At 68.4% G+C, this 20,598-nt stretch carries 23 protein-coding genes; 14 read left to right on the top strand and 9 right to left on the bottom strand.

Annotation, left to right across the window (positions count from 1 at the left end; genetic code table 11):
• Window positions 1–80 precede the first annotated feature (80 nt).
• Genes AMYNI_RS0106365 through AMYNI_RS0106345 form a run of 5 tightly spaced genes read right to left on the bottom strand, consistent with a single transcriptional unit; the run spans window position 81 to window position 4,698 of the window.
• Entirely contained in the window at window positions 81–716 is a 636-nt protein-coding gene (locus tag AMYNI_RS0106365; protein WP_020667152.1) for an NAD(P)-dependent oxidoreductase, read from the bottom strand.
• A 40-nt stretch (window positions 717–756) separates the two neighbouring features.
• Complete coding sequence (locus AMYNI_RS43760; protein WP_040405559.1) at window positions 757–2,196, bottom strand: FAD-dependent oxidoreductase; 1,440 nt, start codon at window positions 2,194–2,196, stop codon at window positions 757–759.
• Window positions 2,197–2,230: 34 nt separating this feature from the next.
• The gene (locus AMYNI_RS0106355; RefSeq protein ID WP_020667150.1) at window positions 2,231–2,635 is read right to left on the bottom strand and encodes a nuclear transport factor 2 family protein; all 405 of its coding nucleotides are present in this window, start codon (window positions 2,633–2,635) and stop codon (window positions 2,231–2,233) included.
• A 35-nt stretch (window positions 2,636–2,670) separates the two neighbouring features.
• Window positions 2,671–3,681: an alpha-ketoacid dehydrogenase subunit beta gene (locus AMYNI_RS0106350; RefSeq protein ID WP_020667149.1), complete on the bottom strand. Its 1,011-nt coding sequence runs from the start codon at window positions 3,679–3,681 to the stop codon at window positions 2,671–2,673.
• A gap of 24 nt (window positions 3,682–3,705) precedes the next feature.
• On the bottom strand, window positions 3,706–4,698 hold the full coding sequence (locus AMYNI_RS0106345) for a thiamine pyrophosphate-dependent dehydrogenase E1 component subunit alpha (protein WP_026360110.1): 993 nt from the start codon (window positions 4,696–4,698) through the stop codon (window positions 3,706–3,708).
• A gap of 782 nt (window positions 4,699–5,480) precedes the next feature.
• Here AMYNI_RS0106345 and AMYNI_RS0106340 point away from each other — a divergent pair.
• The 14 genes from AMYNI_RS0106340 to AMYNI_RS47050 all read left to right on the top strand — a co-directional run bounded on the left by AMYNI_RS0106340 (window position 5,481) and on the right by AMYNI_RS47050 (window position 17,257).
• Window positions 5,481–6,452, top strand: coding sequence for a sensor histidine kinase (locus AMYNI_RS0106340; protein ID WP_020667147.1), 972 nt, complete (start codon window positions 5,481–5,483; stop codon window positions 6,450–6,452).
• A 151-nt stretch (window positions 6,453–6,603) separates the two neighbouring features.
• Window positions 6,604–7,260, top strand: coding sequence for a response regulator (locus AMYNI_RS0106335; RefSeq protein ID WP_020667146.1), 657 nt, complete (start codon window positions 6,604–6,606; stop codon window positions 7,258–7,260).
• Window positions 7,261–7,834: 574 nt separating this feature from the next.
• Window positions 7,835–9,565, top strand: a complete 1,731-nt coding sequence (locus AMYNI_RS50475; protein ID WP_020667145.1) for an acetyl-CoA carboxylase carboxyl transferase subunit — start codon at window positions 7,835–7,837, stop codon at window positions 9,563–9,565.
• Window positions 9,566–10,114, top strand: coding sequence for an acetyl-CoA carboxylase biotin carboxyl carrier protein (accB, locus tag AMYNI_RS43755; RefSeq protein ID WP_020667144.1), 549 nt, complete (start codon window positions 9,566–9,568; stop codon window positions 10,112–10,114).
• A 9-nt stretch (window positions 10,115–10,123) separates the two neighbouring features.
• Window positions 10,124–11,488 (top strand): acetyl-CoA carboxylase biotin carboxylase subunit, encoded by a 1,365-nt coding sequence (locus AMYNI_RS0106320; protein WP_020667143.1) that lies wholly within the window; start codon window positions 10,124–10,126, stop codon window positions 11,486–11,488.
• 1 nt (window position 11,489) lies between these two features.
• Entirely contained in the window at window positions 11,490–11,753 is a 264-nt protein-coding gene (locus tag AMYNI_RS0106315) for an acyl carrier protein (protein WP_020667142.1), read from the top strand.
• A gap of 1 nt (window position 11,754) precedes the next feature.
• Complete coding sequence (locus AMYNI_RS0106310; RefSeq protein ID WP_020667141.1) at window positions 11,755–12,222, top strand: SRPBCC family protein; 468 nt, start codon at window positions 11,755–11,757, stop codon at window positions 12,220–12,222.
• A gap of 80 nt (window positions 12,223–12,302) precedes the next feature.
• Window positions 12,303–12,716: a cupin domain-containing protein gene (locus AMYNI_RS0106305; protein WP_020667140.1), complete on the top strand. Its 414-nt coding sequence runs from the start codon at window positions 12,303–12,305 to the stop codon at window positions 12,714–12,716.
• Complete coding sequence (locus AMYNI_RS0106300) at window positions 12,713–13,993, top strand: beta-ketoacyl-[acyl-carrier-protein] synthase family protein (RefSeq protein ID WP_020667139.1); 1,281 nt, start codon at window positions 12,713–12,715, stop codon at window positions 13,991–13,993. The genes AMYNI_RS0106305 and AMYNI_RS0106300 overlap by 4 nt, the downstream gene beginning before the upstream one ends.
• Window positions 13,990–15,249 carry a beta-ketoacyl synthase N-terminal-like domain-containing protein gene (locus tag AMYNI_RS43750; RefSeq protein WP_040405555.1) on the top strand — a complete coding sequence of 420 codons (1,260 nt, stop codon included), beginning with the start codon at window positions 13,990–13,992 and terminating at the stop codon, window positions 15,247–15,249. Before AMYNI_RS0106300 ends, AMYNI_RS43750 begins: the two co-directional genes overlap by 4 nt.
• 12 nt (window positions 15,250–15,261) lie before the next feature.
• Window positions 15,262–15,633: an antibiotic biosynthesis monooxygenase family protein gene (locus tag AMYNI_RS0106290; protein ID WP_020667137.1), complete on the top strand. Its 372-nt coding sequence runs from the start codon at window positions 15,262–15,264 to the stop codon at window positions 15,631–15,633.
• Between the two features lies 1 nt (window position 15,634).
• Complete coding sequence (locus tag AMYNI_RS0106285; RefSeq protein ID WP_020667136.1) at window positions 15,635–16,105, top strand: hypothetical protein; 471 nt, start codon at window positions 15,635–15,637, stop codon at window positions 16,103–16,105.
• 16 nt (window positions 16,106–16,121) lie between these two features.
• A complete protein-coding gene (locus AMYNI_RS0106280; RefSeq protein WP_020667135.1) occupies window positions 16,122–16,766 on the top strand; it encodes an NAD(P)-dependent oxidoreductase in 645 nt (214 codons plus the stop codon).
• Complete coding sequence (locus tag AMYNI_RS47050) at window positions 16,763–17,257, top strand: hypothetical protein (RefSeq protein WP_020667134.1); 495 nt, start codon at window positions 16,763–16,765, stop codon at window positions 17,255–17,257. Before AMYNI_RS0106280 ends, AMYNI_RS47050 begins: the two co-directional genes overlap by 4 nt.
• Before the next feature lie 237 nt (window positions 17,258–17,494).
• Here AMYNI_RS47050 and AMYNI_RS0106270 read toward each other — a convergent pair whose 3' ends face one another.
• From AMYNI_RS0106270 to AMYNI_RS0106255, 4 genes are read right to left on the bottom strand one after another with little or no spacing between them, the layout of a single operon-like run.
• Window positions 17,495–18,364: an LLM class flavin-dependent oxidoreductase gene (locus tag AMYNI_RS0106270; protein ID WP_020667133.1), complete on the bottom strand. Its 870-nt coding sequence runs from the start codon at window positions 18,362–18,364 to the stop codon at window positions 17,495–17,497.
• Between the two features lie 34 nt (window positions 18,365–18,398).
• Window positions 18,399–18,782, bottom strand: coding sequence for a SchA/CurD-like domain-containing protein (locus tag AMYNI_RS0106265; protein ID WP_020667132.1), 384 nt, complete (start codon window positions 18,780–18,782; stop codon window positions 18,399–18,401).
• A 46-nt stretch (window positions 18,783–18,828) separates the two neighbouring features.
• Window positions 18,829–19,590, bottom strand: a complete 762-nt coding sequence (locus AMYNI_RS0106260; protein WP_020667131.1) for an SDR family NAD(P)-dependent oxidoreductase — start codon at window positions 19,588–19,590, stop codon at window positions 18,829–18,831.
• A complete protein-coding gene (locus tag AMYNI_RS0106255; RefSeq protein WP_020667130.1) occupies window positions 19,587–20,573 on the bottom strand; it encodes an amidohydrolase family protein in 987 nt (328 codons plus the stop codon). Before AMYNI_RS0106255 ends, AMYNI_RS0106260 begins: the two co-directional genes overlap by 4 nt.
• Window positions 20,574–20,598: the final 25 nt, after the last annotated feature.

Here is a 20,598-nt window from a genome sequence, read left to right as displayed (position 1 = left end):
GTCCCACGTTCGCGCACTGCGAGTCCCACGTTCGGGCGAGGCGAGTTCTGCGTTCGGGCCGGGTGAGTTCTGCGGTGGGGTCAGTAGGCGAGTTCGATGGTGGCGCGGTGGGTTTCCGGGGCGGTGAGCTGGTCGAGCATGTAGTGCGCGACGTCGGCGCGCGAAATCGACCAGCAGCCGCGGAGCTTGGTGTCGACGGCGGTGCGGTAGTTGCCGGTCAAGGGGCCCTTGGTGAGGCGGGCGGCGCGGACCAGCGACCAGTCGCAGTCGGCCGCCCTGATCCGGCGTTCCATCTCCATCATGTCCGCGTAGGGCTTGCGCAGCACCTGGTGCAGGATGAGCCGCCCGACGATCCACTCGCCGAGATGCGATTTCGGCGGTACCTGCACCGAACTGGTCGACACCACCAGCAGCCGGCGGACCCCGGAACGGTCCATCGAGCCGAGGATGTTGGCCATGCCCACCGAGTAAACGGTGGTCGCGTGCCGGCGGTAGCCGATGCCGAGCGCGGAAAGCACCGCGTCGGCACCGTCTACCACCTTGTCCACGGTCTCCGGGTCGAGCACGTCTCCCTGCTCGACCCGGAGCCCCGGATGGCGCTGCTCGACGGCGTCCGGGTTCCTCGCCAGTACCACCACCTCGTGGTTGCGGTCCAGCGCCTGCCGGGTCAGTTCCCTGCCCGTGCCACCGGTCGCACCGAACACCGCGAGCCGCATCGACCCCTCCTCTGGCCGGTGCGAAACCGGCCGTCCCTGCTCAGTGAGCGCTGACTTCCTCGGCCCCGGACGCCTTGGCCACGACCTCGACCAGATCGGACCGGCACGCCCCCGGCAGCTGCGGCGGCGGCCCACCGGCGAGTGCCTTGCCGACGCGCTGCTTGATTTCGTCGTCCGCGTACAGGGTATCGGGCGTCTTCAGCATCATCATCACGTTCGCCACCCGGCGCCAGATCTCCTGGTCCTTGGTGGAGGCGGCGACGGCCATGCCGAAGTTCACGATGCCGGCGGGCGGGCGCTGCGGCTGCTCGCCGTTCACCGTGGCCTCCCAGAGGGCGGCCCGGCCGCGGTCGTTCATCACCGCTTCCTCCCACCACGGGCGCAGCAGCTTCTCGGTCCGCTCGGCGAACTCCGACGCCTGCTTGGGGCCGACCTCGGGGTGCTCCTCGAGCAGGTCGGCGAGCAGGTAGGCGTGCTTGAGCCCGAGCGAGACACCACGCCCGTAGGACGGGTTGGTGGTGCACACCGAGTCGCCGATGCCGTAGAAACCCTCCACCGGCGGCTGTTCCGGCGAAGGCAGCTTCAGCGAGTTGTCCAGGCTGCCCATCGCGTACACCGGCGAGATCGGCTCGGAGTTGCCCGGCGCGACCCAGCCCGCGAGCAGCGGGGTGGCCTGAACCGCGGCGGTGAACGCCTCTTCGGTGCGCAGCGACTTCAACGCGGTGTCCTCCGGCAGGATGCCGAACGAGATGGAGAACGTCTTGTTGTCGCCGAGGAACAGCACCGCGGTGTAGTGGTCCCAGAGGCCACCGGAGCCGAAGCCGCGGTTCAGCGGTCCCGGCGGGTTCGCCGCGGTCAGCTTGTAGAACCGGGTGTAGTAGGTGATCTTGCAGCTCTCGCTGATCAGGTTCGGCACCGGCAGCCCGGCCGCGGCGAGCCAGGACTCGGCCGCGGACTTGCGCCCGGTGGTGTCGATCACCAGATCGGCCGTCTTCGTCTCACCGTCGGCGAGGCGGACCCCGGTGACCCGCTGGCCGTCCGCCACCAGGCCGCGCACCGTCTTGCCGGTGGACAGCTTGATGTTCGGCCTGGTCAGCGCGCGCTTGCGCAGGGCGAGCTCGAAGGTGGACCGGCGGGAGATCACCATCCGCAGGTCGTCGTCCTCTGGTTTGCGGGTGAACTCCGGCAGCGTGGGCGGGGTGTAGTCGGCCAGGTTCACCTCGGTGCAGCCGGAGTGCAGAAGCTCCTGGTAGACGTCCGGTGCCCGGTCCCGCAGCAGGTTGCAGCCCAGCGACCCGAAGGCGTGCGAGTGCACGCCTTGCGGGACGGTCGGTCGCTTCGCCTCCGCCGCTTCGTCCACAGTGGAGGGAAGCTGGTCCGTGGACCGCTCCAGGATCTCCACCTGATGTCCCCGGTCGGCCAGCGCGATCGCGGTACCGAACCCGAGCACGCTCCCGCCGATTATGCAGACAGTACTCATGCTGTGCTGACTCCTAGTCTATCGGTCCGCTGGATCAGGAGTTCCAGAAATCATCAGTGGCGTGCACGTCTTCGGGGTAGGTCCAGAACTCGGCGATCAGGCCGTCCTCGATCCTGGCCACGTTGATGAACGGCATCTCCAGCACCTTGCCCTTGCGCTCGTAGCGCGTGCGCAGCAGGGCGAAGGCGTGGTTCTCGCTGGCGCCGATCTCCCACGCCTCCATGAACAACTTGCCCTCGGTCAGCTCGAAGATCTTGTTCGCGAACGCGATCGAGGCTTCGAGGCCCTTGTGCGTACCGGAAAGCGGGTTGCGGCCGGGGTAGTGGTGCACCGCGTCCGGCTTCCAGTACGTGCCGGCCGTGTCCACGTCACCGGTGCCGAAGGCGGCGTACACCTTCTCCATCAGCTGGACGTGCGGGTGCGCGTTGATGTCGCTCATCATGTCTCCTGTTCGAATCTGTCCGTTGTGGATGATCAGGCCGGAACCGTGCGGCGGACGATGCTGCGCACCGCGTCCGAGATCTGCTCGGCCGACGGTGCGTAGGCGTCCTCCAGCGAGGGGCTGAACGGGGTCGGCACGTGCGGTGAGGTCACCATCCGCACCGGGCCGCGCAGGGCGTCGAAAGCGTTCTCCGCCACCAGCGACGCGATGTCCCCGGCCACCGAGCAACGCGGGTTCGCCTCGTCGACGACCACGAAGTGCCCGGTCTTGCGGACGCTGGTGTAGACGGTCTCCTCGTCCAGCGGGGACACCGTGCGGGGATCGATGATCTCGCAGTCGACACCCTCGCCGGCCAGCTGCTCGGCCGCCTTCTCCGCCTCGGAGACCATCCGGCCGATGGCGACGATCGTGCAGTCGGAGCCCGCACGCGCGATCCTGGCCTTGCCGAGCGGAATCTCGTAGGGCTCCTCGGGCACCACACCGCGGCTGAAGTACAGCAGTTTGTGCTCGAAGAACACCACCGGGTCGTTGTCCCGGATCGCCGCGATCATCATGCCCTTGGCGTCGGCCGGGGTGGACGGCACCGCGACCTTCAGCCCGGGGATGTGCGCGAAGATCGGGTACAGCGCCTGTGAATGCTGTGCGCCGCGGCGCATCCCGGCGCCCCACATGGCCCGCAGCACCAGCGGCACGCTTGCCTTGCCACCGACCATGTACCGCAGTTTCGCGGCCTGGTTCATGATCTGGTCGAAAGCCACCCCGGCGAAGTCGACGAACAGCAGGTCCGCCACAGGGCGCAGGCCCGTTGCGGCGGCACCCACCGCGGCGCCGACGAAAGCGGCTTCGGTGATCGGGGTGTCGAAAATCTGGTCCGGGAACTCCTCGTGCAGCCCCTTGGTGGGGCCCCAGGCGTTACCGAGCTTGCCGTCGGTCCCCATGCCGCCGATGTTGTCCTCGCCGAAGGCCACCACGTTGGGATCGCGGCGCATTTCTTGGGCCAGTGCTTCGCCGATGGCTTCCAGGTACGACAGAACTCGCGCCACGACGTCCTCCTCAGTTGGTTGTGGTCAGTAGCTGACGTAGACGTCGGTCAGCAGTTCGCCGATGTCGGGTTCCTTGGCATTGCGGGCTTCTTCCACCGCGGCGTCGATGCTCACCTTGACCGAGCCGTCCACCTCGGCGAGATCGCCGGCGGTCAGCGCCTTTTCGGCCAGCACGCGGTCGGTGAACAGCTGGATGCAGTCGCGGGTCGCCCGCAGGTCCTCGATCTCGCTGGGCAGCCGGTAGGCCTGCTGGTCCCAGCCCTCCATGTGCCCGTAGAAGCGATCCGCCTTGCACTCCAGCAGGGTGGGGCCGCCGCCGCTGCGCGCCCTGGCCACGGCTTCGGCGGTGGCGGCCTGCACCGCGAACACGTCGTAGCCGTCCACGGTGACCGACGGGATGCCGACCGCTTCACCGCGCGGGGCCAGCGGGTTGCCGCCGAGGTGGTACCGGGTACCGGTGGCCTGTGCGTAGCCGTTGTCCTCGACCACGAAGATCACCGGGAGCTGCCACACCGAGGCCAGCGTCAGGCTTTCGGCGAACACACCCTGGTTCGCGCCGCCGTCACCGACGAAGGCCACCGCCACCTGCTTGGTGCCCCGGTGCTTCGCGGACAGCGCGGCGCCGGCGGCCAGCGGGACCCCGCCGGCCGCGACACCGTTGGCGCCCAGCATGCCGCGTTCGAAGTCGGCGATGTGCATGGAGCCGCCCTTGCCGCCGCAGAGGCCGCCTTCCTTGCCGTAGAGCTCGAGCATCATGCCGGTGACGTCGCAGCCCTTGGCGACTGCGTGCCCGTGCCCGCGGTGGGTGCTCGCGATGAAGTCGTCGTCGCCGAGTTCGGCGCAGACGCCGGTGGCGACCGCCTCCTGTCCCGCATAGAGGTGCACCGCACCGGGGAGCTCCTTGCCGGCGAACTCGACGTGTACGCGCTCTTCGAACTCGCGGATCGTCCGCATCGTGCGGTAGATCGCGATCAGGCGGTCCCGCCCTAATGCGACACTGCCAGAATTTTGTGTCATTATGTGCGTCCTTATATCCGGCTGGACTGAGTTGATCTAGCTGTGCCCGAGTCGCCCCCATCTCGGTGCGGTAACTCCTCGGCGCTGGACGACTGATTCGCGTGACTTGACATATTCGAGGACCAAAGGATGCGAATCGCGTTCGAATATGATTTGTGTCTGCGCTTCGGACCGTAACCCGCGACTCAAGGTATCCACGGCCGGCGCGAGCCCGCAAGCAACGCCCGCTTGCTCCGAATGGGTACTGGGACGGCCTTCCCGGGCTCATTCGATCAAGGCCCAGTGTCCGATTTTTTGTCCGATTTCACGGTATCTACGCTGCTCAGGGGGTTGCCGGATGATGCTCACCGGCGGTGACGTATCCCGGCGCTCCCAGGACGGCGGACTTTGCCCCCGCTGGGGAAGATCCCGGCTCGGTTGGGCGCTAATCCCAGCCCGGTCATGAGGAAGTCTCGCACTTCGGTGAACGTCTCGGGCAACGGCGGGTGGACGCCAAACCACGAAACGTAGTTAGCGAAAATCATGTGCGGTATGCACGGAATGTCCGGCTCGACCTGCAATCCATCAAGTTGCTACGCCAACCGTGTAAATGAAGTGGTGGTGAGCACGCCACCATTGCAGAGCATCTACGCCGATGATACCTTTCACGTGTCTTGACCAATGCTGGGGGTAACAGGTACTGGGTCGCGTTCTGGGTGGTTATACACGCGGCCTATCGATCCTGGGCCCAATCTGCGCGATTTGGGACATTCATGGGGTTAATTCAAGATAGTTCAGATCCGGTGGAAAAACCGGAGCCGACGGCCCGACTTGACAGAAAGGGACTCATTCGCACGCTCGCCGACTTTACTTTCTCTTCTTTCGCCCGTTTCGGCGCCGGTCTGGCCGGCTGGCTGGTCTTCCACGGCCCCGACGGCAAGGTGGAGCCCGACCAGCGGGAGCACGCTCCCCGGATCGTGCCGCCGAGGCGGCCCGACACCCCGCTGGTGCTGGCGGCGCCCGCCGTGCTGAGCTCGCCCGCCAAGGAGTCCCCGGCCACCGCGGCGCGGGAAAGCTGCTCGGATGAGAACTGTACACACCGGGTGGAACTGTCACGAGTCCAGCGGGATCTGCACGATCAGGTCGGTTCTTCGCTGGCCGGGGTGACCATGCAGCTGGAGGTCACCCAGCGGCTGATGCACTCGGACGCCGACCGGGCAAGGCAGATGCTCACCGAGCTGCACTCCACCACCACGCACCTGGTCTCGGCGGTGCGCCGGATGTCCGTGCAGCGGCACCGCAGGCCGGAGACCGCCGGCGGCATCGGTGGTGTTGGTCCCGGCAGCTGTGCCAATTTCGCGGAGGCGCTGCGGGGCATGACCGGCCGGATGCGGCAGGTCGTCCGCGACCGGCTGGAGATCTCGGTGGACATCGCCGAAGGGGTCGAGTCGATCGAGGGCGAGGTCGGCTGGGCGGCGTTCTGGATCGTCAACGAAGCGCTCACCAACGTGCTCCGGCACTCCCACGCCGAGCACTGCCTGGTCGCACTCTGGACCAGCGAGAACGAGCTCCACGTGCAGGTGGAGGACGATGGGATCGGTGCGCCCTCCGACGGGATCGGCGCGCGGGCGGACGAGACGGCCGGCGGCTCGGGGCTGGGCAACATGGTGGATCGCGCCGCCGAGCGCGGCGGCTGGTGCACCATCCAGCCGGCGATCCCCACCGGCGTCGTCGTGCTGGCGGCCCTGCCTCTGGTCGGGGCCGACCGCGTTTGACCACCACGCCCGGTTCGGCGCTCGCGGACTTTCACCGGTCCGCGTTCGCCGGGCCGGGCTCTGGCGTGGCATGGGCCGTGCAGTGGTGCTCGGCGGAGGAAGCCGTTTCGGCGAAGAGTTGGTTAACCGTGTGGAAAATCTGGGGGCAGGTATGAGGAGTACGGACACAGACCGGATCGAGATCCTGATCGCGGACGATCATCCGGTCTACCGGTCGGGGTTGCGGACACTGCTGGAAGAGATCGAAACGCTGAAGGTGGTCGGCGAGGCGCGGACCGGCAACGAGGCACTCACCATGACATACCAGCTGCGGCCCCAGCTGGTGCTGATGGATGTGAACCTTCCCGGGATGTCCGGGATCGACGTCACCAAGACGGTGGTCGGGCGATGCGCGGACACCGCGGTGATCATGGTCACGATGCTGGACGATCGTGACTCGTTCTTCGCGGCGATGCGCGCGGGCGCCAGGGGCTATCTGATGAAGGGCGGGGGCTCGGAGGACGTCAGCCGGGCCATCGCCACGGTGAGCTCGGGCGGCCTGTTCTTCGACTCCCAGGTCGCGCAGTGGGTGGTCGAGTACCTGATCAAGCCACCGGTGGCCGGGAAGCCGTTCCCGGAGCTCACCGACCGCGAGCGGGCCGTGCTGGAGCTGGTCGCGGACGGGCAGGGCAACGCCACCATCGCCAGGACGCTCGGCCTGTCCATCAAGACCGTGCGGAACTACCACTCGCGCATCTTCGCCAAGCTCCAGGTGGTCGACCGCACCGAAGCCGCCGTCTTGGCCAGGAGGGCCGGACTGGGGCACTGAAACAGCTTCGCCTTTCCGCCTCCCCCGGGCGGTTCCCCCGCACCGAAAGCCGGCCGCAGGACAACTCGTCCTGCGGCCGGCTTTTTATTTGTCATGTGTCTAATGCGAATGAGTGTTAGGCACATCGGTCGGCGCGCCCGCCGCCCGCGTGTCACCTGCATCCAGCCGCCACGAGCCACCCTCCGGGCGGCCCCCGTCGACTGGATAGTGCCTAACCCTCATGTCCGAATTGTGTTGAAGTAGTGCGGAATGCGGCGACGGAGAGGTTAGTCAGCGGCGAATCGGTGCCGCACACCTTCGGGGCCTGGCCAAGGTTCCCGCATGTCCCAGGACGGCTGGCTCAAGACGGTGGGACTCGCAGACGGTGGACTCGTAGCTAGGAAATCGTGTCAGGACGCGCAGGGAACGTCGCAATGAACGGAAAGCCAATCGTAGCAAACGGGATCGTCGTTGTGATCCAGCGAACACGTCCGCACAACCCGCCCCATCTGGTGACCTGGAAGTCGCCTGAGGACGCCCAGGCGAAGTCGTGCCACGACTGGACTTCCGGGCACATCGGCAACGGAGGTACTAGGTGACCAGCGTACAAGAACAGGCCCCCGCGAAGCAGAGCTGGCGGCGCTGCCCCGGCTGCGGGGAGCTGAACTACGGCAAGAAACTGGCCCGAGCGCTCGGGGTCTGCCCGGAATGCGGCTACCACCACCGGCTGACCGCCGCCGAGCGGATCGAGCAGCTCACCGACACGGACAGCTTCGAGCAGCTGAGCACCCACGTGCTGGCCACCGACGTGCTCGGGTTCACCGACTCCCAGCCCTACCCGGACCGGCTGGCCAACGCCAGGGCGGCCACCGAGCTGGACGACGCGGTGGTCTGCGGCACCGGCCGGATCGGCGGCATGCCGCTGGCACTGGCCGTGATGGATTTCCGTTTCATGGGCGGAAGTCTCGGCGCCGCGGTCGGCGAGCTGATCACCCGCACCGCGGAGGACGCGGTGGACAGGGGGATTCCACTGCTGATCGTGAGCGCCTCCGGCGGTGCGCGGATGCAGGAGGGCGTGCTCGCCCTGATGCAGATGGCCAAGATCAGCCAGGCGCTGGCCTCCCTGCGCGACGCCGGCCTGCTGAGCATCAGCCTGATCACCGATCCCACCTATGGCGGGGTGGCGGCGTCCTATGCCACCAACTGCGACGTGCTGGTGATCGAGAAGGGCGCCCGGATGGGCTTCGCCGGCCCCAGGGTGATCGAGCAGACCATCCGGGAGCGGCTGCCAAAGGACTTCCAGACCGCGGACTTCCTGCTCGCGCACGGGCAGGTGGACACCGTGCAGCACCGCCAGGACCTGCGCGGCTGGCTGGCGTCGCTGCTGGCCGCCACCCGGCCGGCCACCGGCCCGCTGCCGATGCGGCCGGAGCTGGAGCTGGTGCGGGACGCCGACCGGAAGAACGAGATCGTCCGCGACCCGGAGCATCTGCCCACAGTGGACGCCTGGGAGTCGGTGGGCGCGGCGCGGCAGACCAGCAGGCCGACCACGCTGGAGTACCTGGAGCTCGCCTTCGACGGTTTCGTCGAGCTGCACGGGGACCGGCTCGCCGCGGACTGCCCGTCCATCGTGGCCGGCTTCGCCAGGCTGCGCGGCCGTCCGGTGGCGGTGATCGGGCACCAGAAGGGGCACCAGACCGCGGAGCTGATCAGCCGGAACTTCGGCATGCCCCAGCCGGAGGGCTACCGCAAGGCGCTGCGGGTGATGCGGCTGGCCGACCGGCTCGGCATCCCGATCGTCACCATTGTGGACACTCCGGGCGCGTTCCCCGGCAAGGACGCCGAGGAGCACGGCCAGTCCATCGCGATCGCGGAGAACATCCTCGGCATGTTCGAGCTGCGCACCCCGGTGGTCACCGTGGTCACCGGTGAGGGCGGCAGCGGCGGCGCGCTCGCGCTGGCCGTGGCGAACCGGGTACTGATGTTCGAGCGGGCCATCTACTCGGTGATCACCCCCGAGGGCTGCTCGGCGATTCTCTGGGGTGAGGCGACATCGGCGCCGGCCGCTGCACGGGCGCTCGGCATCACCGCTCGCCGGTTGCTGGAGCTCGGGGTGGTGGACGGCGTGCTGCCGGAACCCCCCGACAGCGACCCGACCGACGCGCCGGTGATGGCGGCCGCACTTGGCGCCGCCGTGGCCAGGACGCTCACCGAACTGGACCAGGCCGCGGATCGCGACCTGATCCGGGATCGGCGCGCCAGGTTCCGTGCCTTCGGCGGTGCCGGAGTTCTGATCAGCGAGGTGCGGAAGGAACCGGTGGAGTAGATGACAGAGCGACAGGATCAGGTCGACGGCGACGCGCTGGCGGTGCTCCGCGCGCACACCCAGCGGCTGGCCGGCGACCTGCCGGGGTCCTTGCATCGGCTGAGTGTCAGCTCGGGCGACGCGACCATCGAAGTCGAATGGCAGCGACCGGCCGAAGTGGTGCAGGGGGTGTTGCCGCACGTGCTGACCAACGGGGTGCACGTCAACGGCTCGCATCCCAACGGCGCGCACGAGAACGGCCACCAGGTCCCCGCCGAGCTCGAGGAAGAGCAGGTGGAGTCGGTGGTGGTCAGCTCGCCGATGGTGGGCACCGTGTACCGGGCGGCGAGCCCGGACAAGCCGCCGTACGTCGAGCTCGGGGACACGGTCGAGCAGGGCCAGACGGTGGCGATCGTCGAGGCGATGAAGCTGTTCAACCCGATCGTTTCGGACGCCGCCGGTGTGGTGCTCGAAGTGCTCGTCGAGGACGGGCAGTCGGTCGAGTTCGGCCAGCCTTTGTTGCGGCTCGGGACCTCCGTAACTGCCGACACGGTAAACGGACACGAGTAGGTCGGTGACATGTTCAGTAAAGTGCTGATCGCCAACCGCGGTGAGATTGCCGTCAGGGTGGCCAGAACGTGCCGGGAGCTCGGTATCGCCTCGGTCGGCGTGTACTCCACTGTGGACCGCGATCCCCGGGTGCTGCGCCACTTCGACGAGGTGGTGCACGTCGGCCCGGCACCGGGACGGCGCAGCTACCAGAACACGCCCGCGATCATCGAGGCGGCGCTGCAGACCGGCGCCGACGCGATCCATCCCGGTTACGGCTTCCTCTCCGAGGACGCAGACTTCGTGGAGGTCTGCGACGACTCCGGGCTGATCTTCATCGGCCCGCGGCCGGCCCAGATGGCCGCGCTCGGGGACAAGGCCAGTGCCCGCCGGATCATGAACGAGGCCGGGCTGCCGCTGCTGCCCGGCAGCGTCGAGCCGTCGCCGGACACGGCGCACGCGCTGGAGACGGCCGAGCGGGTCGGCTACCCGGTGATCATCAAGGCCTCCGCGGGCGGCGGCGGCAAGGGCATGGCGGTGGTGCAGGACTCGTCCACCCTGGAGGAGACCTTCCTGCAGGCGAAGAACGTCGCCGCGTCGCTGTTCGGCGACGAACGGGTGTACCTGGAGCGCTACCTCGAGCGCGCCCGGCACGTCGAAGTGCAGGTGCTCTGCGACGGCCACGGCAACGGGGTGCACCTCGGCACCAGGGACTGCTCGGTGCAGCGCCGGCACCAGAAGCTGCTCGAGGAGGGGCCGGCGCCCGCACTCGCTGCCAGCACCACGGACGCGATGGCGGAGGCGGCGGTCCGCGCGGCGCTGGAGGTCGGCTACACCGGCGTGTGCACCTTCGAGTTCCTGGTGGACGAGTACGAGAACTACTTCTTCATGGAGATCAACACCAGGATCCAGGTGGAGCACCCGGTCACCGAGGCGATCACCGGGGTGGACCTGGTGCGCGAGCAGATCCTGGTGGCCGCGGGCCATCCGCTGACCCTGGTGCAGCGCGACATCCAGCTGCGCGGGGTGGCGGTGGAGTGCCGGGTCAACGTCGAGGACCCCGATCGCGACTTCGTGCCGACGGCCGGGGTGCTCGAACGGTTCGACCCGCCGGGCGGGCCGTTCACCAGGGTGGACACGCACGCGTACTCCGGCTACGTGCTCAGTCCGCACTACGACTCGATGGTGGCCAAGGTCATCGTCTGGGCGCCGGACCGCGAGCAGGCGCTCAACCGGATGGACCGTGCGCTCGGCGAGTTCGAAGTGGACGGTCCGGGCGTCAAGACCACGATTCCCTTCTTGCAGCGCGTTCTCGTCGATCCGGAGTTCCGGAAGGCGACGCACAGCACGGGTCTGGTGGAACGGGTGCAGGCAGTAACACAGGAAGAAGGCTGAAATGACGACACAGAACGAAATCACCGACAACTTCGACGCGGAGCTGCGGGAGATCCTGATCAGCAGCGCGGGCCTGGTGGCGTCGTCCTTCGACGGCACCGAGCACCACTCGCTGGCCGACCTCGGGCTCGACTCGCTGGCGACGATGGAACTGCAGGCGATCGTCAAGGCACGGCACGGGGTCCAGATCCCGGACGAGGCGCTGACGATGAGCGTGCTGGAGATCTCCGCGTTCATGCGGTCCGAGATCGAGGAGGCTAACTGAGATGGCGGGACACACCGAAGCGAGCATTCTGATCGACGCCCCGTTCCAGCTCGTCTGGGACATGACCAACGACGTCGACAACTGGACCAACCTGTTCACCGAGTACGCCGAGGCGAAGGTCATCGAGCGCGAGGGCAACACGGTGAAGTTCCGGCTGGCACTGCACCCCGACGAGAACGGCAAGGTGTGGAGCTGGGTCAGCCAGCGCACCTTCGACGTGGAAAAGCGCGAGGTGCACGCGAAGCGGGTGGAGACCGGCCCGTTCGAGTACATGCACATCTACTGGAAGTACACCGAGGAAGACGGCAAGGTCCGGATGACCTGGAAGCAGGACTTCCACATGAAGCCGGCCGCGCCGTTGGACGACGACGGAATGACCAACCGCATCAACACGAACACCCCGATCCAGATGAACGTCATCAAGGAGAGGGTGGAGGCCGCCGCGCGCACCTCCGCAGCCAGTCGCTGACCCGCATCGGGCGGGAAAAGCAGTCATCGCAGGTCGCCGCCGAGGTAATCGGCGCCCCTTCACAACAGGAGAATCGAAAGATGACCACCACCCACAAGACGATCGCCCGTGACGACATCCCGCCCAACCGCCGGCGCGGTGCCGAGATCCGTGTGCTGCTCGGGCCCGCCACGGTGGGCAGTGAGTCGGGATTCATGGGCGTCGCGGTGCTGGAGCCGGGCGAGTGCATCGCCGAGCACTACCACCCGTACAGCGAAGAGTTCATCTACGTGATGTCCGGCACGCTGACCGTCGATCTCGACGGCGAGCCCGCCACCGTCGCACCCGAGTCGGGTGTGCTGGTGCCGATCAACGTCCGGCACCGCCTGCGCAACGCGGGCACCGAGACGGTGAAGGCGGTGTTCCACCTCGGCCCGCTCGCACCCCGGCCGGAGCTGGGGCACGTCGACACCGAAACGGCCGAGGAGGCCGCAGAGTTCGCGAGGCAGGCATGAAGGAGCTCAGCAACCGCCGGGTCGTGGTGACCGGGGTCGGCGTGGTGGCCCCCGGTGGGGTGACCAGGAAGGCCTTCTGGTCCTGCCTTACCGAAGGGCGCACCGCGACCAGGCCGATCACCCTGTTCGACGCGTCGACCTTCCGGTCGCGCGTCGCGGCGGAGTGTGATTTCGACCCGCTCGCCGCCGGGCTCTCCGCCAAGGAGATCCGGCGCTCCGACCGGTACGTGCAGTTCGCGCTGGCCGCGGCCGCGGAAGCGGTGGCCGACAGCGGTCTGGAGTTCGACGAGGAGCTGCAGGACCGCACCGGTGTCGTGCTCGGTTCTGCGGTCGGTGGCACCACCGCGCTGGAGAACGAGTACGTGGTGCTCAGCGACACCGGCAAGAACTGGCTGGTCGACGACGACTACGCCTCGCGTTTCCTTTACCAGGCACTGATTCCGAGCAGCCTCGCGGCGGATGTCGCGGTGAAGTACGGGACGCACGGGCCGGTGCAGGTGGTCTCCACCGGGTGCACGTCGGGCATCGACGCCATCGGCTACGCGCACCAGCTGGTGCAGGACGGCGAGGCGGACGTGGTGATCGCCGGCGCGTCGGACTCCCCGCTGTCCCCGGTGACCGCGGCGTCCTTCGACGCGATCAAGGCGACCACTCCGGACAACGACAACGCGGAGCACGCTTCGCGGCCGTTCGACCGGGACCGCACCGGGTTCGTGCTCGGTGAGGGCGGCGCGGTGCTGATCCTGGAAGAGCTGGAGCACGCGCGCCGTCGCGGGGCCACCATCTACTGCGAGGTGGGCGGTTATGCCGCGCGGAGCAACGGTTTCCACATGACCGGGCTGCGCCCGGACGGTGCGGAGATGTCGCTGGCCATCGATGACGCGATGGCACAGGCGAAACTGAATCCGGAGAACGTGTCGTACATCTGTGCGCACGGCTCGGGTACCCGGCAGAACGACCGGCACGAGACGGCGGCCTTCAAGCGCTCACTTGGCGCGGCCGCCTACGGGGTGCCGATCAGCTCGATCAAGTCGATGGTCGGGCACTCGCTGGGTGCGATCGGGGCGATCGAGATGGCCGCTTGCGCACTGGCGATCGACGACGGTGTCGTACCGCCGACCGCGAACTGGGCCAACCGCGACCCGGAATGCGATCTGGACTACACCCCGAACATCGCCAGGGAGGTCCCCGTTGACACCGCGTTGTCGGTCGGCAGCGGGTTCGGCGGCTTCCAGTCGGCGATGATCTTCACGAAGCTCCGAGAGTTGGCATCATGAGTCGTCGCGCGGTGATCACCGGTATCGGGGTCGTCTCGCCGAGCGGGATGAACCCGCAGGCGCACTGGGACACCATCACGGCCGGGGACAGCAAGATCGGCCCGATCAGCCTGTTCGACGCGTCCAGCTACGCGACGCGGATCGCGGGCGAGGTGGCCGGGTTCGACGTGGCCGGCAAGGTCGACGGCAGGCTGCTGGTGCAGACCGACCGCTGGACCTGGATGGGCTTCGACGCCGCGCAGCAGGCCATCGACGACGCCGGCCTCGATCTGTCCGAAATGGACCCCTACGAGCTGTCCGTGATCATGGCCAGCTCCTCGGGCGGGAACCAGTTCGGGCAGAAGGAACTGCAACGGCTGTGGAGCCGTCCGGACCGCACGGTCGGGGCGTACCAGTCGATCGCGTGGTTCTACGCGGCGACGGTGGGCCAGCTCTCCATCCGGCACCAGGCCAAGGGCCCGAGCAACGTGCTGGTCTCGGAAAGCGCCGGCGGGCTGGACAGCCTGGCGCACGCGGCGCGCACCATCAACCGCGGGGTGTCGGTCGTGCTGGCCGGTGGCCTGGAGGCGCCGCTTTCCCCCTACGCGCTCTCCTGCCAGCTGCGCAGCGGCAGGCTCAGCACGAGCGAGGACCCGGAGACGGCCTACCAGCCGTTCGACGTCGGTGCCTCCGGGTACGTGCCCGGCGAGGGCGGGGCGGTCCTGCTCATCGAGGAGCTGGAGCACGCACTGGACAGGGGCGCGAAGATCTACGGTGAGATCACCGGCTGGGGTTCCACCCACGACGGTGCGCACACCGCGCCCGGCTCGGGCGGGTCGCGGCGGCAGTACGCGCGCTCCATGCGGCTGGCGCTGGACAGGGCCGAGGTCAGTCCGTCCGATGTGGACATGTTGCTGCCGGACGCGCTCGGCGTGCCGGAGAACGACGCCACCGAGGCCGGTGCCATCGACGACGTGTTCGGTGCCGGCGGAGTGCCGGTCACCACCCACAAGTCGCTGACCGGCCGGATGTACCAGGGCGGTGCGGCACTGGACGTGGTGACCGCGCTGCTGGCCATGGACAAGCGGCAGGTTCCCGCCACCGCGGGGCCGAAGCGGCCCGCTGCCGGCTGCGAGCTGGACTTCGTACCGGAGACCAGGCAGGCCGACGTGGACGTCGCGCTGATCGGTGCGCACGGCTTCGACGGCTACCACAGTTCTGTGCTGCTGAGGCGGTATGACCAGGGCACGCCGGTCACCGCGGCCCCGACTTCCTGAAGGGAGAGTGAGATGTCCGAACAAAACGAAGAAACCAGGGCCCGGGTGATCTTCATGTTCACCGTGCCCGCCGCACGCACCGAAGACTTCCTGCGTGCGTACGACAAGATCCGGTACGAGGTGGCAGGCGGCGTGCCCGGTCACATCCTCGACCAGGTCTGCCAGTCAGCCGCGGACCCGGAGCAGTGGCTGATCACCAGCGAATGGGACTCGATCGAGCACTTCGAGCAGTGGGAGCGGAGTCCGGACCATCGGACACTGGTCCGTCCCCTTCGCGAATGCATGGAAAGCCCGAAATCGCTCCGGTTCACCATTCGCATGCAGACCGCCAGGGGCGACGCGTTGTCCCTGGCGGGGCTGGTCGACGCTGTTCAGGAGAAATGACGTGGACCTGACACTGGGAATTCTGACGGTCTGGGTGCTCGCCTCGGCAGGCGTCCAGCTGGGCACCCTCTGGATCATGAAACTGTCCATTCTGCCGATGCTCAACAACATGACCTACGACCGGTACGTCAACGCGTGCCAGCTGATCGACATGCACGTGTTCCACCCGATCGCGGTGTGGAACGGGATCATCTCGGCCGGCATCGGGGTGTGGGCGGCGTTCCTCGCGACCTCGGGCGCGGCGTCCGCGCTGTTCATCGTCGGCTCGATCGCCATGGTGGTGGTCGGCATCGTGTCGGAGGTGTTCAACCGGCCGATCTGGCGCCAGATCGAGCACTGGAGCCCGGAGCGGCACGCCAAGGACTGGGTCCAGAAGCGGTTCAACTGGCACATCGCGCACCAGGTCCGTACCTACGGCGCGATCGTCGCGGTGGGCGCCTACGTGGCGGCGTTCGTCGCCGGTATTGCCTGAGGGAGGGCGAAATCCGATGCACATCGTGGTATTCGGTGGTACCGGCCGGATCGGCAGTGAGGTGGTGCGGCGCGCGCTGGCCGACGGTCACCAGGTGACCTCGGTGGCCCGCCGGCCGCCGAAGTCGCCCGTCTCGCACGGCAGCCTCACCCAGGTGACCGGGGACGCGACCGAGCCGGAGGTGGCGGAGAGCGCCGTCGCCGGCGCGGACGCGGTGGTCTTCGCGGTCGGGCAGCCCGGCACCACCTCGACGGTGGTCCGGTCGACCTCGATCTCGGCCATCCTCAAAGGCATGCGGGCGAACGGGGTGAAGCGGTTGCTGACCGTCTCGCCCGCGGCGGTCGCGATCAGCCCGAAGGCTCCGCTGCTGCGCAAGCTGTGGCTGCGGTACTTCGTGCACAAGCAGCAGCGCAACCCGTACAACGACGTTGAGCGCACGGAGTCCGAGCTGACCGACTTCGCGGACGACATCGACTGGACCATCGTCCGGTCGGCGAAGCTGCGGGACTCGGGCGCGAGCGGGGCCTACCGGGTCATCCCGGACGGTGAGCTCCGCGACGAGCGTCCGGTGAGCACTTCGGACCTGGCGGACTACCTGGTTTCGCATGTCGCGGACGCCTCGGTGCACGGGGCGACCGTGACGGTCGTCGGACCGGCATGACCTCCAAGCGCAAGCTGCTGGTCGTGCTGCACGTGCTGACCTCGGTTTCCGGGGTCGGCGCGGTGCTCGCGGAGCTGCTCGTCCTGGCCGGCGCGGTGTCCCAGACGGACCCGGCCGGCCAGGACGCCGCGCTGCGGTTCGCCGAACAGGTCGTGTACTCCGTCGGCATCCCGCTGCTGACGGTGGGCGTGGTGGTCGGCGTGCTGTCCGCGCTGACCTCTCCGTGGGGCCTGTTCAAGCACACCTGGGTGCTCAAGAAGCTGCTGCTCACCCTGGTCAACCTGGCGGTGCCGGTGCTCGTCGTCGGCCCGCGGGTGACCGAGGTGGCGGATGGATCACTGGCCGCCTGGCTCGTCTTCGGCGGCCTCGGCGTCCAGCTGCTGCTGTTCGTACTCGCGACGGTCCTTTCGGTCTACAAGCCGAAGGGCCGGGTCGGCGCGGGCAACCGCCCCGCCACCCGCGACCGCGCCCCCGCCCTCTCCCACCCCTGACCCCCTTCCCCCTCAGGCCGGTGCGTCCCCCACGCACCGGCCTTCCGCCATGCCCCGCCTCGTAAGTCCGTGAAGGCCACCTTGCCTACCTTCAACGTAGGCAAGGTGGCCTTCACGACATGCAGCGAAGGCCACCTTCGCTGCGTTGAACGCAGGCAAGGTGGCCTTCGCTGCATAAAGGGAAAGGCCACCATCGCGGCTGGGTGCCGGGATGGTGGCCTTCAAGGGGGGAGAGAATCAGCGCTGGGTGACTAGCGCGGTGAGCAGCTTGAGCTGCTCGAGGTCGGCGGAGCAGGGAGCCAGGATCAGCTCGTCGCAGCCGGCCTCTTCGAACGCGGTGATGGTGTTGCGGACGGCTTCGTCGCCCTTGGCCGTGTTGTTCAGCACGAGCTGGGCGTACGGCGGTGCGAAGCCGTAGTAGTGGTTGATGTAGCTGTCCGCGAGCTCCTCGGCCGAGTCGCCCAGTGCGAAGTACGACAGCGCGACCAGCCGTGGCTTGTCCGTCCGGCCCGCGGCCTCCCATGCCTTCCGCACGGCCGCGGCGCCGCTGCGGAACATGCCGGGCCCGCCACTGCCGGAGATCCAGCCGTCGCCGACCCTGGCGGCCCTGGCGATGGCACCGGGGGAGTGGCCGCCGAGGATCAGCTCCGGCCCGCCATCACGGGACGGTGCCGGGCCGATGCCGCCGGCGAAACCACGCCGCTCGCCGGCCCAGATCGAGCGCATCTCGTCCAGCTGGGCGTTCATCCGCTTGCCGCGGCCGGCGTGCTCGGTGCCGTTGGCGGTGAAGTCGTCCGGCCGCGCGCCGACGGCGAGGCCGAGGACCAGCCGCCCACCGGAGAGCCGGTCCACGGTCGCCGCCTGCTTGGCCATCACCGCGGTGTCCGCGCGCACCGGCCCGATCATGATCGCGGTGGTCAGCCGGACCCGCTCGGTGACCGCGGCGGCCGCGGCGAGTGTGGTCAGGCATTCGTAGTTGTCGTAGACGAGCCGGTCGAGGCTGGCGAGCGTGGAGAAACCGGCCCGCTCCCCCTCGGTCGCCCAGTCCAGCAGGACGCTGCCCTCGGTGCCCGCCACCGTGTTCGGTAACCCGAGTCCGATTTCCACTGTCCAAACGCTCCTAGTCGAATCGGGGAAAGGGTCAGCCGACCGGCTTCAGCGGCTGGTCGTGCCGCCGCGAGATGACGTTCTCCAGCGCGGCCTGCTGGAAGAACTGCCTGGCGCCGTTCGGGGTCACCATGTCGCGCGGGGCGGCGAGGTGCTCCTCCAGCTCACGCTCGAACTCGCGGACCTCGGGCTGACGGCTCATGTGCGCGGCCACCAGCGGAAGCGGGCCCTCGACCTCGATGATCCGGATGGCGATCTCCTTGCCGACGAAGACCATCGTGCCCAGCAGCCTGCCGACCACTTCGCCGTTGTCGTCCGTGACGTCGAAGGTGGGCCGCCCGCTCTTGCGGAACAGCTCCTTGACGGTCTCCTCGCTACCCGGCTTCAGGGGGTACTGCAGCCCGTGCCAAACCGACATTTTTCTTCTCCTCAAGGGTTTTGCGGTACTTCTTGCGGGAACGTGCTCACTGGCTGGCGGTCACGCCGCCGTCGACGTAGATGACCTGCCCGGTGATGAAGCGGGCGAGCGGGGAGACCAGGTAGAGCACCGCGCTGGCCACCTCCTCCGGCTCGGCGAACCGGCCGAGCGGGATGCGCTGTTTGAGCATCTGCAGGAAACCGGCGTCCTGGGTGGCCTGCTCGACGAACTCGGTCCGGACGAAGCCGGGTGCGACCGCGTTGACCGTGATGTCGTGCTTGCCCCATTCCGTGGCTAGCTGCTTCACCAGCAGGTCGAGCCCGGCCTTGCTGGCGCCGTAGGCGCTGAACCCGCGCCGTCCGCCGCCGGCGCCGCGCACCGAGGACAGGTGGATCAGCCTGCCGTGCTCGCCGGAGGCGATCATCCGCTTGCCGATCTCCTGCGACAGCAGGAAAGCGCCGGTCAGGTTGGCTTCCACGATGTCGCGGAACTCCTGCTCCGGGAACTTCTCCGCCGGAATGGTCTCCAGCTTGCTGGCGCAGTTGATCAGCGTGTCGATCCCGGAGAGCTCCTCGGCCACCTCGGCCACGGTCTGCCGGATGTTCGCGCTCGAGGTGATGTCGAGCTCCTTGCCGATCACCGGCGCGTCCGCGGTGCGCAGCTTGTCGGCCAGTGCCACCGCCTTGTCCGCGGACCGGCCCGCGATCGCGACCGCGGCGCCCTGGGCGACCAGCTGCTCGGAGATGACCGCGCCGAGGCCGCCGTAACCGCCGGCGACCAGGACCTTGCGTCCGGCCAAAGTCGTCATGATGTCTCCAATCCGAACAGTTCACGTGCGGTGCCGGACCGGATGAGCTCGCGCTGCTCCGCCGACACGGCCAGTTCCTCCACCAGGTCCAGCCCGGTGTGCAGCGGCGCGGTCAGCGGCGGGGAGTCGGTGCCGAACAGCAGCCGCTCCGGGCCGAACACGGTGGCCGCGGCGCTCAGCGCGAGCCTGCTGGGGGTCGCGGTGTCCACGTAGATCCGGGATAGCTGCCCGCTCATCGGGGCCACCGCCTCGGCAGGGGGCCCGCCCGCGGGAGGCCCGCCGCGAGGGGGACCCCCGGCGCCGGGCGGGGGACCGCCCCTCGCGCGCTGCTGCGCGAGGTCCAGCTTCTCCCGCAGCAGGGAAAGCGCCCCACCGGCGTTGGCCGCGATCAGCTTCAACCGGGGGAACTTGTCGAGCCAGCCCGCGAACAGGATCGAGGCCACCCCGCAGGTGATGTCGCACGGCCTCGCCACGTGCTCGACCAGGCCGAGGTGCCCGTTCATGGCCGCCGCGCCCACCGGTTCGGCCGGCGGGTGCAGCAGCACCGGGCTGCCGGTCTCCTCGGCCATCGCGAAGAACTCCTCCGCCCGTGGCGAGCCGAGATACTCGCCGCGGACGGAGGTGTTCACGATCAGCCCGACGAATTCCTCCCGGCCGAGCAGCTTCGCGGCACCGGCCAGCGAGCCGTCCTCGGCGAACGGGTTGACGTAGACGTAACCGCGCAGATTGTCCCGATGCGACCGCACGGTTTCGGCGACCCACTCGTGGAAGGCGTCGAGCTGGTCGGCCGGCTGCGCGTAGTTGTCCAGGCCGGGCACCGGAACCATGGTTCCCGCGCCGACCGGGCTGCCCACGATCGTCATGTCGATGCCGACCGCGAGCTTCTGCTCGATCATGCCGTCGATGTCGGCCAGGCTGGGCGGCATCGGGAACCGTTTGAACAGCTCCGGTGAGGTCACGTGTCCGTGCACGTCGATAGTCATCAGCAATCTTTCGGTCCGGGTGACG

This window comes from Amycolatopsis nigrescens CSC17Ta-90 (assembly GCF_000384315.1).
Taxonomy (GTDB): domain Bacteria; phylum Actinomycetota; class Actinomycetes; order Mycobacteriales; family Pseudonocardiaceae; genus Amycolatopsis; species Amycolatopsis nigrescens.
This window is presented reverse-complemented; position numbering and strand designations above follow the sequence as displayed.

Coding starts and splice junctions, on each gene's coding strand:
- AMYNI_RS47050 (WP_020667134.1), top strand. CDS start 16,763: ATGACCTCCAAGCGCAAGCTGCTGGTCGTGCTGCACGTGCTGACCTCG.
- AMYNI_RS0106280 (WP_020667135.1), top strand. CDS start 16,122: ATGCACATCGTGGTATTCGGTGGTACCGGCCGGATCGGCAGTGAGGTG.
- AMYNI_RS0106300 (WP_020667139.1), top strand. CDS start 12,713: ATGAAGGAGCTCAGCAACCGCCGGGTCGTGGTGACCGGGGTCGGCGTG.
- AMYNI_RS0106260 (WP_020667131.1), bottom strand. CDS start 19,590: ATGACGACTTTGGCCGGACGCAAGGTCCTGGTCGCCGGCGGTTACGGC.
- AMYNI_RS0106335 (WP_020667146.1), top strand. CDS start 6,604: ATGAGGAGTACGGACACAGACCGGATCGAGATCCTGATCGCGGACGAT.
- AMYNI_RS0106365 (WP_020667152.1), bottom strand. CDS start 716: ATGCGGCTCGCGGTGTTCGGTGCGACCGGTGGCACGGGCAGGGAACTG.
- AMYNI_RS43750 (WP_040405555.1), top strand. CDS start 13,990: ATGAGTCGTCGCGCGGTGATCACCGGTATCGGGGTCGTCTCGCCGAGC.
- AMYNI_RS43760 (WP_040405559.1), bottom strand. CDS start 2,196: ATGAGTACTGTCTGCATAATCGGCGGGAGCGTGCTCGGGTTCGGTACC.
- AMYNI_RS0106305 (WP_020667140.1), top strand. CDS start 12,303: ATGACCACCACCCACAAGACGATCGCCCGTGACGACATCCCGCCCAAC.
- AMYNI_RS0106315 (WP_020667142.1), top strand. CDS start 11,490: ATGACGACACAGAACGAAATCACCGACAACTTCGACGCGGAGCTGCGG.
- AMYNI_RS0106265 (WP_020667132.1), bottom strand. CDS start 18,782: ATGTCGGTTTGGCACGGGCTGCAGTACCCCCTGAAGCCGGGTAGCGAG.
- accB (WP_020667144.1), top strand. CDS start 9,566: ATGACAGAGCGACAGGATCAGGTCGACGGCGACGCGCTGGCGGTGCTC.
- AMYNI_RS0106345 (WP_026360110.1), bottom strand. CDS start 4,698: ATGACACAAAATTCTGGCAGTGTCGCATTAGGGCGGGACCGCCTGATC.
- AMYNI_RS0106355 (WP_020667150.1), bottom strand. CDS start 2,635: ATGAGCGACATCAACGCGCACCCGCACGTCCAGCTGATGGAGAAGGTG.
- AMYNI_RS0106320 (WP_020667143.1), top strand. CDS start 10,124: ATGTTCAGTAAAGTGCTGATCGCCAACCGCGGTGAGATTGCCGTCAGG.
- AMYNI_RS0106290 (WP_020667137.1), top strand. CDS start 15,262: ATGTCCGAACAAAACGAAGAAACCAGGGCCCGGGTGATCTTCATGTTC.
- AMYNI_RS0106310 (WP_020667141.1), top strand. CDS start 11,755: ATGGCGGGACACACCGAAGCGAGCATTCTGATCGACGCCCCGTTCCAG.
- AMYNI_RS0106255 (WP_020667130.1), bottom strand. CDS start 20,573: ATGACTATCGACGTGCACGGACACGTGACCTCACCGGAGCTGTTCAAA.